The organism is Nocardiopsis sp. MG754419, from assembly GCF_018207095.1.
Taxonomy (GTDB): Bacteria; Actinomycetota; Actinomycetes; order Streptosporangiales; family Streptosporangiaceae; genus Nocardiopsis.
In genome coordinates this window covers 1-12,822 of sequence record NZ_QOCZ01000025.1, presented here as the reverse complement: position 1 = coordinate 12,822, position 12,822 = coordinate 1, and the positions used below count along the sequence as shown (strand labels likewise).

Here is a 12,822-nt window from a genome sequence, read left to right as displayed (position 1 = left end):
CGACCGGTCCTCCACAGCCGTTAATCTCCACACGTGCCACCGGTAATGCGACCTGAACACACCAAACTCCGTCCACTGTCCGACCTGGCGACGAAGCTCGGTCCGGACGCCACCCTGCTGCGCCCGGACCTGGATCCGGGCCGGCCCGCGGACATGCCTCCACGCGAGATCCACGTCCGTGGCATCACCCACGACTCCCGACAGGTCCGCCAGGGCGACCTGTACGCCGCTCTTCCCGGAACCCGGGTCCACGGCGCCGAGTTCTCCCGCCAGGCGGCCGACGCCGAGGCGGCGGCGATCCTGACCGACGCCGCGGGCGCCGACGAGGCGGAGGCCACCGGGCTGCCCGTGCTGGTCGTACCCGACGTGCGCGCCGTGCTCGGCACGGTCGCCGCCTGGGTCTTCGACGATCCGGCGCGGGATCTGCTCCTGGTCGGTACCACGGGCACCAGCGGCAAGACCACGATCTCCTACCTGATCGAGTCCGGGATGCGTCAGGCCGGAATGAGCACCGGCCTGATCGGTACCGTGGAGATGCGGGTGGGCGACGAGCGTGTCGCCTCCTCCCTGACCACCCCCGAGGCCACCGACCTGCACGGTCTGTTCTCCCTCATGGTCGAGCGCGGGGTCACCGCCGCCGCCATGGAGGTCTCCAGCCACGCCCTCGCCCTCGGTCGGGTCGGCGGTGCCCACTTCGACGTGGCGCTCTTCACCAACCTGTCCCAGGACCACCTGGACTTCCACTCGGACCTGCGGGACTACTTCGAGACGAAGGCGCGCCTGTTCACGCCCGAGTACTGCGACATCGCGGTGGTCAACGTCGACGACCGGTTCGGCCGGGCGCTGGTGGACATGGTGCAGCCGCGCGCGGACGTGCCCGTCACCACCTTCGCCGTGGAGGGGTGCTCCGACGCCGATCCGGCGAGCGCCATGGTCGCGGACTGGAACGCGGTGGACGTCCACCTGGGCGCCGCGGGCAGCACCTTCCGCATCGTCGGTCCCGGTGGCATGGAGGCCAAGGCGTCCGTGGCGCTTCCCGGTCCCTTCAACGTCTCCAACGCCATGGCCGCCATCGTCGGCCTGGTCGAGGCGGGGTTGCCGCTGGAGACGGCGATCGCCGGTGTGGCGGCGGCGCCCGGCGTGCCCGGCCGCATGGAGCCGGTGCTGGCCCGGGAGACCGCCCAGCCACAGGACTTCACCGCCCTGGTGGACTACTCGCACAAGCCGGGCGCCATCGAGGCCGTGCTCACCGCGCTGCGCGCCACCACCGACGGTCAGGTCACCATGGTGGTCGGCTGCGGTGGCGACCGTGACCGGGCCAAGCGTCCGCTCATGGGAGAGGCCGCCGCGCGTCTGGCCGACCACCTGATCATCACCAACGACAACCCGCGCACCGAGGACCCGGTGACCATCGCCACCGCGATGCTGGAGGGTGTGGCCAAGGTCCCCGAGGAACGACGGGCTCGCGTCACGGTGGAGTTCGACCGTGCCGAGGCGATCGGCCTGGGTGTGGCACGTACCGCCCCCGGCGACGTCGTCGTGGTCGCGGGCAAGGGCCACGAGACCGGCCAGTACGTCAAGGGCGAGGTGCTGCCCTTCGACGACCGCGAGGTCCTGCGCGGAGCCATCGAGGACGCGCTGCGCATCCGTGCCGGCCGGCGGCTGGGCCACGCCCTCCAGGACGTCCACCGCCTCCCCGACCTGGACTGACACACCGACACACCGAGGACGCGCCGACACCACCGCCGTCCACTCACCGGGACACGGCCCTCGGCCGTGTCCCGGTCGTGTCGGGCGACCTGACGTGCACGGATCACGTTCCGTAGGTCGGACCGCGGTCACGAAGTGGAGCATATTGGCCTCCGCAGGGCCCCGCCGGGACCCCGGACGCCCCAACATGTTCTAAGGTAGGTCCGGCAATCGCAGCCCGAAGTGCCGCCCACGTGGCGCCCCATGGCCCGGCATCGCCTGGACCTGCCGTGGCTCGGTGCGGCACCGCGCGCACGTTATCCGCGGTGCCATCCCCTGACCCGAAACCCGAGGCCGGGTGGCCAATGCCCCTGGGGCGATGTGGGCCGGGCCTGACATGAGGAGTGGATTTGATCGCGCTCACGCTCGATCGGATCGCTGAGATCACCCAAACCGCCATCGGCGGATCAGCGCGCCCCGACGCCGTCGTCGACGGCCCCGTCGTCATCGACTCGCGACAGGTGGCGCCCGGAGCGCTCTTCGTCGCGCTCAACGGCGAGCGGGTCGACGGACACGACTTCACCGACGCCGCGGTGGCGGCCGGTGCCGTCGCCGCCCTGGTCTCACGCCCGGTCGACGCCCCGCACCTGTTGGTGGAGGGGGGCGACGACGAGGTCGTCGCGGCCCTGGCCCGTCTGGCCTCGTACGTGGCCGGTGAACTCGGCGACCCGGCGCGCGAGGACGCCACGACCCGGATCGTCGGCGTCACCGGCTCCTCCGGAAAGACCACGACCAAGGACCTCATCGCCCAGGTCGTGAACCGCATGGGGCCGACGGTGGCCCCGGCCGGCTCCTTCAACAACGAGATCGGTCACCCGCTCACGGTGCTGCGGGCCGACACCGACACCAGGCAGTTGATCCTGGAGGTCGCCGCGCGCGGCATCGGGCACATCGCCCACCTGTGCCGCGTCGCCCGGCCCCGGATCGGTGTGGTGCTCAACGTCGGCAGCGCGCACATGGGCGAGTTCGGTGGCCGCGACGCCATCGCCAAGGCCAAGGGCGAACTCGTGGAGGCGCTCCCGGCCGGCTCCGAGCGGCGTGGAGCGGGCGGCGTCGCCGTCCTCAACGCGGACGACCCGCTGGTCCGTGCCATGACCTCCCGCACCGACGCGCGCGTCGTCCTCTACGGCACCGCCGAGGACGCCCTGGTGCGGGCCACCGACGTCACCACCCAGGACAACGGGGCCCCCGCGTTCACGCTGCACCTGCGTGGACGCACGGCCCCGGTCCGGTTGGGGCTGGTCGGCTCCCACCAGGTGAGCAACGCCCTGGCCGCCGCGGCCGTCGCCGACGAGCTCGGTATGGACATCGAAGACATCGCCGCCGCCCTCGGCGCGGCCACCCCGGTCAGCCGTTGGCGCATGGAGGTCACCGAACACGACGGTGTCACCCTCGTCAACGACGCCTACAACGCCAACCCCGAGTCGATGCGGGCCGCGCTGACCACCCTGGCCTCCCTGGCCGGGAACCGCCGCGCCATCGCCGTGCTCGCCCACATGGCGGAGCTCGGCGAGGGAGGCGACGCCGAACACGAGAAGGTCGGTGCCCTGGCCGCCGAGATCGGCGTGGCCCACCTGATCGTGGTCGGAGAGGCCGCCGAGGGCATCGCCGTCGGCGCCGAACGCGCCGCCGACCGGTGGAGCGGTGAGAGCATCCGAGTGCCCGACGCCGAGGCGGCAGCCGAAGCGGTGCGCGAACGGATGCGCACAGGAGACGTCGTCATTGTGAAGGGATCGCGCGTGGCTGCGCTCGAAAGGGTTATCGACCTCATCACCAAGGGTGATGACCAGTGATCGGGATCTCCATTGCGGCGGCGCTCTCGCTGATCGTCTCCATGGTGCTGATGCCGCCGCTCATCAAGCTCCTGTACCGGTTCAAGTTCGGCCAGGAGGTCCGCGACGACGGCCCCGAGGGCCACAAGACCAAGCAGGGCACGCCCACCATGGGCGGTGTCGTCGTCATCCTCGGCGCGGTGGTGGGGTACTTCGGTTCCCACCTGCTGCTGTGGGTCATCCAGCCCGCCGCGTCCGGCCCGACCGCCTCCGGTCTGCTGGTCATGGGTCTGTTCGTCGGTATGGGCTGCGTCGGGTTCCTCGACGACTTCATCAAGATCTACAAGCGCCGCAGCCTGGGTCTGCGCAGTGGCGCCAAGATGGTCGGTCAGGCCATCGTCGGTGTCGGTTTCGCCTACGGCGTCACCCAGTTCCCCAACGGCTACGGCTACACCCCGGCCGCCCCCCAGCTGTCCCTCCTGCGCGACTTCGGGCCGCCGCTGATGGTCGGCCTGTTCATCGTCTGGGCGCTGTTCCTCATCGTCGGGTTCTCCAACGCGGTGAACCTCACCGACGGTCTGGACGGTCTGGCCACCGGTGCGACCATCCTGTCGCTGTGCGCCTACGTCATCATCGGTAACTGGCAGCTGCGCCAGTCCTGCGTGGAGGCCCTCACCTCCAACTGCTACACGGTCCGCGACCCCCTGGACCTGGCCGTGGTGGCCTCCGCGGTGCTCGGCTCCTGCATCGCCTTCCTGTGGTTCAACGCCCCCCCGGCGAAGATCTTCATGGGCGACACGGGTTCGCTGGCCCTCGGCGGCCTCATCGTGGGTCTGGCCATCACCACCCGCACCCAGCTCCTGCTCCTGCTCATCGGCGGCCTGTTCGTCATCATCACCATGTCCGTGATGATCCAGATCACCTCGTTCCGCCTCACCGGCAAACGTGTGTTCCGCATGGCTCCGTTGCAGCACCACTTCGAGCTCAAGGGTTGGGCCGAACCGACCATCGTGATCCGTTTCTGGATCATCCAGGGTCTGTTCGTGGCGGTGGCGATCGGACTGTTCTACCTGGAATGGATGCCAAGCTAGAGGCATGCCGCACCACCGCACCTCCACCTCCTCGACCACCGCGCCCGCCGAAGGCCACGACCCCTTCGCGGGCGCGCTGGTCTGTGTCGCCGGTCTCGGCGTCTCCGGCCCTCCGGTCGCCAGGGTCCTCCTGGCCCGGGGGGCGCGGGTGGTCGTCGTCGACGGCCGCGACGACGAGACCACCCGCGCCGTGGCCGCCGACCTCACCGTGGCCGGCGCCGAGGTCGTCCTCGGGAGCACTCCGCTGCCCGACGGCTGCGACCTGGTCGTCACCTCGCCCGGTTGGCGCCCCGACTCGCCCGTGCTGCTCCGGGCCGCCGAGGCCGGGGTCGAGGTCATCGGCGACGTGGAACTGGCCTGGCGGCTCAAGCCCGCCGACCAGGTGTGGCTGGCCATCACCGGCACCAACGGCAAGACCACCACCGTGCGCATGCTGGAGTCGATCCTGCGCGCCGACGGCCGTGACGCCCTCGCCGTGGGCAACGTCGGCACCCCCATCGTCGAGGCCGTGCTGCCCGACGCCGACGGGCACGTGCACGACGTGCTCGCGGTGGAGCTGTCCAGCTTCCAACTGCACTGGTCCGACAGCGTGCGTCCGTTCGCCGCCACGGTCCTCAACGTCGCCGCCGACCACCTGGACTGGCACGGTGGGCTCGACCCCTACGCCCGGGCCAAGGGCAAGGTGTACGCCCGGGGCACCGTGCGGGTGGTCAACACCGCCGACGCCTGGTCGGTGCGTCTGGCCGAGGAGGACGGCGACCCGCACACCCCGATGGTGGGTCTGCGTCTGGAGACCCCGCGCGCCGGGGAACTGGGCGTGGTCGAGGACCTGCTGGTGGACCGGGCGTTCGTCGCCGAACCGCACAGCAGCGCCGAGGAGCTGGCCACCCTGGCCGACGTCCACCCGGCCGCACCGCACAACGTGGCCAACGCCCTGGCCGCCGCCGCCCTGGCCCGTTCGATCGGGGTGGCCCCGGACGCGGTCCGCGCCGGTCTCAACGCCTTCGTCCCCGAACCCCACCGGATCGCGCACGTGGCGCGGGTGGCGGGCGTGGACTACGTCGACGACTCCAAGGCGACCAACCCGCACGCCGCCGCGGCCTCGCTGAACTCCTACACCTCCGTGGTGTGGGTGGCGGGCGGCCTGCTCAAGGGCGCCGAGGTGGACGACCTGGTCGCCGACGCCGCCGACCGGTTGCGCGGTGTGGTGCTGATCGGCGCCGACCGCGCGCTCATCCGCGCGGCCCTGGACGCGCACGCCCCGGACGTACCGGTGGTGGAGGTCGAGGGGCCCGCCGCCGACGCCCCGCCCGAGCACACCGTCATGGACGTCGTGGTCGCCGAGGCCGCGGCGCTGGCGAAGGAGGGCGACACCGTGCTGCTCGCCCCGGCCGCCGCCTCCATGGACATGTTCACCAACTACCCCGAGCGGGGTCGCTTCTTCGCCGAGGCGGTACTGCGCCGGGGCTGAGCCCCGGGCCCGGCCGTCGGGGTATCGCGCGCCGACGGCCGGGCCGAACACTGCGCAGGGTCGCGCGACGATCACCGAGTGTCGAAACGCGTCCTCCCTGTGCCGTGTACCACCCACGACGGCCGCCAAAGATGGCCAACACGCGGGAAATGTCCACGGAACCCGACCCGCCGGTACGCCACTATTAAGGCGCCGAGCGTGCGGAGGGTGTGGATGGCGGCGACGACAGCGATTCCCGGGGCGACCCCCAGCCGGGGGCGGACCGCCTCCGGTGGGCGCGAGCGCGCGCTCTGGCGTGAGTGGGCACGGTCCCTGGACCGGCCGCTCACCTCCTACTACCTGATCCTCAGTACCGGGATGATGCTCATCGCCCTGGGACTGGTCATGGTCCTGTCCTCGACGATGGTGAACTCCATCTCCGAGACCGGGTCGGCGTTCTCGGTCTTCCAGCGTCAGTTGGGTTCGGCCATGATCGGCCTGCCACTGATGCTCGTCGCCTCCCAACTGCCGCTGTGGATCTTCCGCATGGTCGGTTACCCGGCGATGATCCTCTCGGTGGCTCTGCTGTTGCTCACCGCCTTCCAGGGCACCGAGGTCAACGGCGCGATCCGCTGGCTGGAGGTCGGCGGCCTGCTCATCCAGCCCTCCGAACCCGCCAAGCTCGCCTTCGCCCTGTGGGGCGCCAACATCCTGGCCCGCAAGGAGGAGCTCAAGGAGCTCACCGAGTGGCGCCACCTGCTCATCCCGCTGCTGCCCGGCTGTGGTCTGCTGACCCTGCTGGTCCTGCTCGGTTCGGACCTGTCCACCACCCTGGTGCTCCTGCTGGTCTTCCTCAGCCTCCTGTGGGTCGTGGGCGCGCCGGGCAAGCTGTTCGTGGGCATGTTCGGCCTGGTCCTGGGCCTGGCCGGGATCGTCATCGCGATCGAGCCGTTCCGTATCACCCGCATCACCGCCTTCCTGGACCCGGGTGCCGACCCGACCGGAACGGGTTTCCAGTCCCTGCACGGTCTCTACGCGCTGGGAACCGGCGGCTTCTTCGGTGTCGGCATCGGTGCCAGCCGCGAGAAGTGGGGTTTCCTGCCCTACGCCGAGTCCGACTTCATCTTCGCCATCATCGGTGAGGAGTTCGGCCTGCTCGGGACCCTGCTCCTGCTCTGCCTGCTCGGTATGCTCGGCTACGCCGGACTGCGGGTCGCCTTCCGCGTCAAGGACTCCTTCTCGCGACTGGCTGCGTTCGCCATCGTGACCTGGATCCTCGGCCAGTCGATGATCAACATCGCGGCCGTCATCGGCCTGGTCCCGGTCACCGGCATCCCGCTGCCCCTGGTGTCCTACGGTGGTTCGGCGCTCATCCCGACCATGATCGCGCTGGGCGTGCTGCTCGCCATCGCCCGCAACGAGCCCCAGGCACAGAAGGCTCTGGCCGCTCGCGGTCCCGGTTGGCTCGAAAGGGCTCTAAGCTGGCTTGGCCTGGAGAACTTCGTCGCTTCCGTCCAGAATCGGGGCGGCGGGACGACCTCCAAGCGCACCACCGCGCCGCGCACCCCCCGCACGGCGCGCAAGCGCGACACCAAGACAACGGTCAAGCACCAGAGCGGACCGGTCCCGGCGGGTGACCGGCCAAGGAGGAATCGACGACGATGAGGGTAGCCCTCGCCGGAGGCGGCACGGCCGGGCACATCGAGCCCGCACTCTCACTTGCGGACGCGCTGCGGCGCATCGACCCGAACACCGAGATCCTCTGCCTGGGAACCGAGCGTGGTCTGGAGACCCGACTCGTTCCCATGCGCGGTTACGAGCTGGGCCTGATCCCCGCGGTCCCCCTGCCCCGCAGACTCACCCCACAGCTGCTCAGCGTTCCGGGCAAGCTCGCGGGCGCCCTCAGCGCCGCCGGCGAACAGCTCGACCGGATTCAGGCCGACGTCTTGGTCGGTTTCGGCGGCTACGTGGCCACACCCGGCTACCTGGCGGCCCGTCGTCGCAAGGTGCCCATCATCGTGCACGAGGCCAACCCGTTGCCGGGTCTGGCCAACCGGCTCGGCGCCCGGCTCACCCCGCACGTGTTCACCGGACACCCGCACACCCAGATCCGCAACGGGCGCTTCATCGGCATCCCGCTGCGCCATCAGGTCACCTCCCTGGACCGTCTGGCCATGGGGGACAAGGCGCGTGCCTACTTCGGCCTGCGCCCGGACCTGCCCACCCTGCTGATCTTCGGCGGCTCCCAGGGCGCCCAGCGCGTCAACGAGGCCGCCTTCGCCACCCGCGATGCCTTCCGTGACGCGGGTGTGCAGGTCCTGCACGTGGTCGGTCCCAAGAACGCCGACGAACCCCAGGACCTCACCCAGGACGGCATCCCCTACGTCGCCGTTCCGTACGTGGACCGCATGGACATGGCCTACGCCGCCGCGGACGTGGCCATGTGCCGTTCCGGCGCGTTGACCTGCGCCGAACTCACCGCCGTCGGTCTGCCGGGCGCCTTCGTGCCCCTGGCGATCGGCAACGGCGAGCAGGCGCTGAACGCCGACCCCATCGTGCAGGCGGGCGGCGGGATCATGGTGAACAACGCCGACCTCTCTCCCGACTGGATCGTCCAACGGCTCATCCCGTTGCTCACCGACACCGACCGGGTCGTGTCGATGTCGGAGGCGGCCGCCCGCATGGGACGCCGCGACGCGGACATGGAGCTGGCCCGCGAGGTGGCGGCGATCGCCCGTGGCGACAAGCCCACTCCGGACATGCCGCTGCCCGAGGACGACGGTGACGACGCCTACTACGACGACGGTAAGGACACACGATGAGCCTGGTCCGGCAGACCGAACCGGTCCCCGTCGACAAGCTCGGACGCACCCACTTCATCGGCCTGGGCGGGGCCGGTATGTCCGGCATCGCCCGTGTGCTGCTGCAGTCCGGTGTCGAGGTCTCGGGCAGTGACGCCCGGGACGGCGACACCCTGCGCGAGCTGGAGGCGATGGGCGCCCACGTCCACGTGGGACACGCCGCGGAGAACCTCGGCACCGCCGAGACCCTGGTGGTCTCCTCGGCGATCCGCGAGGACAACCCCGAACTGGTCGAGGCGCGTCGCCGCGGCATCCGCATCCTGCCGCGTGCCGCGGCCCTGGGCGCCCTGCTGCTCCACCGTGAGGGCATCGCGGTCTCGGGCACCCACGGCAAGACCACCACGACCTCCATGGTCACGGTGGTGCTCCAGCACCTGGGAGTCGAGCCCGGCTACGTGATCGGCGGCAAGCTGGTCACCACCGGTGTGGGCGCCGACGCCGGTGTCGGTGACCCCATCGCCGTGGAGGCCGACGAGAGCGACGGATCCTTCCTGATGCTCTCGCCCAAGATCGCCGTGGTCACCAACGTCGAGGCCGATCACCTCGACAACTACAGCGGTCTCGACGAGATCCACGCCAACTTCGCGAGCTTCGTCGACCGCGTGGAGCGCACCCTCATCGTCGGCATCGACGACCCCGGTGCGCGCACGGTCGCCGAACTCGCCCGCGAACGCGGCAAGAAGGTGCTCACCTACGGCGAGGCCGAGGACGCCGACTACCGAATCACCCGGATCCGGGCGCGGGGCTTCAGCACCGAGTTCACCCTGCGGACCGCCGACGGCGACCCCATCGACGGCACCGTGGCCGTCCCCGGCCTGCACAACGTGCTCAACGCCGCCGCCGCGGTGGCCGTGGCCGACGAACTCGGTCACGACCTGGAGGTCGCGGTCGAGGGCATCGCCGACTTCGCCGGGGCCGCCCGCCGCTTCGAACTCAAGGGCGAGGGCGACGGCGTCGGGGTCTACGACAGCTACGCCCACCACCCCACCGAGATCGACGCCGACCTGCGCGCCACCCGCGCCGCCCTGGAGTCCTTCAGTCGGGACTCCGAGGGCGACATCCCGCTCGGTCGGGTCGTGGCCCTCTTCCAACCGCACCTGTACAGCCGGACCCGGATCTTCGCCGAGGAATTCGCGACCGCCCTGAGCCTGGCCGACGAGGTCGTGGTGATGGAGGTCTACGCGGCCCGCGAGGACCCCGAGCCCGGTGTGACCGGTGAACTCATCACCTCCAAGGTCTCCCACGACCGGGTCCGTTACGTGCCCGGACGTGAGGAGGCCGTACGGACGGTGGCCGACCTGGCCCGCCCGGGCGACATCGTCCTGACCATGGGCGCCGGTGACGTCACCGAGCTCGGACCGCACATCGTCGCGGCCCTGGCGGAGAGGGCCGAGGGCGACGGACACGACTGAGGAGTACATACGTGGGCGCTGACCAGGGCGGGGAGAAGGCGGAGGCCACGGCGCGGCGAGGGCGATCGGATCCCTGGAAGGTGACCTTCGCGGTCCTGCTCGTCGTCTCCCTGGTCTGCGCCGTGGTGTGGCTGCTCCTGGGATCCCGGCTGCTCGTGGTCCGCGACGTCGCCGTCACCGGAACCGATCGGATCACCTCCGAGGAGGTCGAGGCGGCGGTGTCGGTGGATACCGGCACGCCGCTGATCCGGGTGGACCTGGACGCCGGTCGCGCCGACGTCGAACGGCTCGACCTGGTCGAGTCGGCCGAGGTGACGCGCGGATGGCCCGCCACCCTGAAGGTGGAGATCGTCGAGCGTCAACCCCTGCTCGCGATAGCGGTGGGGGAGGAGTACCGGCTGGTCGACGGGGACGGGGTGCGTATCGAGGACTCCTCGACGCGCCCCGGAACACACCCGTTGGTCACGGTGACCGGGGAGATCGAGGGCAACGAGGCGGTCCGCGCGGCCGCGGAGATCGTGGGGGAGGCCCCCGACTCCTTCCTCGCGCAGATCCAGCTCATCGATGCCCGGGACACCGACGAGATCCGGATCGAACTGGGCGACGGCTCCGAGGTCGCGTGGGGCGACGCCGGACACACCGTGCACAAGAGCGAGATCCTGCGGGTGCTCATGCGCGAACATCCCACGGAAGAGGGGCGTGTCTACGACGTCGGCACCCCCGAACAGGCCATCGTTCGGTGAAGCGGAGGTCAACGGGTGGTCTGGACCGGTCGGAGTCGGGGCAAGTCGCCGTTCTCCGGACAAGAGGGGTCTCTCCCCCTCCAAACGGTACAGCTGATGGACATTCCAGACGCGACGCGCCGAGTGCGCACTTCGCTTCCTCGTGTTATACGCCGTTAGGCTGAAGTCATCATCGGTTGCCCGTGCCCGGCGGTCCGCTTACTGTCGGGAAGCACAACCGCCGTCAACAACGTAGTAAAACACGCTTTTCGGGATACGCGGGATCCGTTTCGTCGCAGCCTCACAGCACGGGAAACGGTGCCGGTGACCCGGGGTCCCCGCCGAAGGTCCATCCGACCGGGCGACGGGTGAACCCGAAACGCACATCGAAGAACCGGATGCCGGACCGCCGGCGCACCCGCGGAAGAGCACTCGCGGACACGCAGACGGAACGGCTCATGCGAGCGGAAAGGCCCCTCGTCGTGGCAGCACCGCAGAACTACCTCGCGGTCATCAAAGTCGTCGGTATCGGCGGCGGCGGTGTCAACGCCGTCAACCGAATGATCGAAGAGGGGCTCAAGGGCGTTGAGTTCATCGCGATCAATACCGACGCCCAAGCGCTGCTGATGAGCGATGCGGACGTCAAGCTCGACGTCGGCCGCGAGCTCACCCGCGGCCTGGGAGCCGGAGCCAACCCCGACGTCGGCCGCAAGGCCGCGGAGGATCACCGTGAGGAGATCGAGGAGGTCCTCAAGGGGGCCGACATGGTCTTCGTCACGGCCGGTGAAGGCGGTGGAACCGGCACCGGTGGTGCTCCGGTCGTCGCCAACATCGCCCGCTCCCTGGGAGCCCTCACCATCGGTGTGGTCACCCGCCCCTTCGGATTCGAGGGCAAGCGCCGGGCCACCCAGGCCGAGTCCGGGATAGCGATGCTCCGCGAGGAGGTCGACACGCTCATCGTCATCCCGAACGACCGCCTCCTCTCCATCTCGGACCGCCAGGTCAGCGTCCTGGACGCGTTCAAGGCCGCGGACCAGGTCCTGCTCTCCGGTGTCCAGGGCATCACCGACCTGATCACCACACCCGGTCTGATCAACCTCGACTTCGCCGACGTCAAGTCGGTCATGTCGGGGGCGGGATCGGCGTTGATGGGGATCGGATCCGCGCGAGGGGACGACAGGGCCGTGGCCGCGGCCGAACTGGCGATCTCCTCACCACTCCTGGAAGCCAGTATCGACGGGGCGCACGGGGTGTTGCTGTCCATCCAGGGCGGCTCCGACCTCGGACTCTTCGAGATCAACGAGGCCGCGCAACTGGTCGCCAACTCGGCGGCGCCCGAGGCCAACATCATCTTCGGTGCCGTGATCGACGACGCTCTGGGCGACGAGGTGCGGGTCACCGTGATCGCCGCGGGCTTCGACGAACCGGAGGCCATCACCGCGGCGACGCAGGAGCGCAAGCCGGTGGACCCTCCTGAGGCCGTCGCCCCCACGGCAGGCATCACGTCCGGCAGGGAGGAGCGCGCCAAGGCCGCTCCCTCCGCCGATGGCGCGAGCGGGGCGCCGGCCACCAGCATGCCGTGGGTTACCCCGTCCCGCCCGGTCCAGGCCGAGCCGGAGACGCCGCGGCCCGCCGAGCCCATCGTCCACCAGCCCTGGGTGACCCCGGAGCCCGTGCGCCCCGAGCCCCGGCACGCGCAGACGCCGCCCTCGGCGGCCCGGCCCGAGCCGGAGTCCTACCAGGGCGACGGCTACCGGGTCTCCTA

At 70.4% G+C, this 12,822-nt stretch carries 9 protein-coding genes; all 9 read left to right on the top strand.

What is annotated here, in order from left to right:
• The first annotated feature begins 45 nt into the window (after window positions 1–45).
• A complete protein-coding gene (locus DSY14_RS07510) occupies window positions 46–1,710 on the top strand; it encodes a UDP-N-acetylmuramoyl-L-alanyl-D-glutamate--2,6-diaminopimelate ligase (protein ID WP_211715741.1) in 1,665 nt (554 codons plus the stop codon).
• A gap of 389 nt (window positions 1,711–2,099) precedes the next feature.
• Complete coding sequence (murF, locus tag DSY14_RS07505; protein WP_211715740.1) at window positions 2,100–3,542, top strand: UDP-N-acetylmuramoyl-tripeptide--D-alanyl-D-alanine ligase; 1,443 nt, start codon at window positions 2,100–2,102, stop codon at window positions 3,540–3,542.
• Complete coding sequence (mraY, locus tag DSY14_RS07500) at window positions 3,539–4,612, top strand: phospho-N-acetylmuramoyl-pentapeptide-transferase (RefSeq protein ID WP_211715739.1); 1,074 nt, start codon at window positions 3,539–3,541, stop codon at window positions 4,610–4,612. Before murF ends, mraY begins: the two co-directional genes overlap by 4 nt.
• Window positions 4,613–4,616: 4 nt before the next feature.
• The gene (gene murD, locus DSY14_RS07495; protein WP_211715738.1) at window positions 4,617–6,083 is read left to right on the top strand and encodes a UDP-N-acetylmuramoyl-L-alanine--D-glutamate ligase; all 1,467 of its coding nucleotides are present in this window, start codon (window positions 4,617–4,619) and stop codon (window positions 6,081–6,083) included.
• A 213-nt stretch (window positions 6,084–6,296) separates the two neighbouring features.
• Complete coding sequence (ftsW, locus tag DSY14_RS07490) at window positions 6,297–7,727, top strand: putative lipid II flippase FtsW (RefSeq protein ID WP_211715737.1); 1,431 nt, start codon at window positions 6,297–6,299, stop codon at window positions 7,725–7,727.
• Entirely contained in the window at window positions 7,724–8,884 is a 1,161-nt protein-coding gene (gene murG / locus DSY14_RS07485; RefSeq protein ID WP_211715736.1) for an undecaprenyldiphospho-muramoylpentapeptide beta-N-acetylglucosaminyltransferase, read from the top strand. The genes ftsW and murG overlap by 4 nt, the downstream gene beginning before the upstream one ends.
• Window positions 8,881–10,335 (top strand): UDP-N-acetylmuramate--L-alanine ligase, encoded by a 1,455-nt coding sequence (murC, locus tag DSY14_RS07480; RefSeq protein WP_211715735.1) that lies wholly within the window; start codon window positions 8,881–8,883, stop codon window positions 10,333–10,335. Before murG ends, murC begins: the two co-directional genes overlap by 4 nt.
• An 11-nt stretch (window positions 10,336–10,346) precedes the next feature.
• Complete coding sequence (locus tag DSY14_RS07475; RefSeq protein ID WP_211715734.1) at window positions 10,347–11,078, top strand: FtsQ-type POTRA domain-containing protein; 732 nt, start codon at window positions 10,347–10,349, stop codon at window positions 11,076–11,078.
• A 461-nt stretch (window positions 11,079–11,539) separates the two neighbouring features.
• The coding region (ftsZ, locus tag DSY14_RS07470) for a cell division protein FtsZ (RefSeq protein WP_307851156.1) at window positions 11,540–12,822 on the top strand (1,283 nt) is incomplete at its 3' end.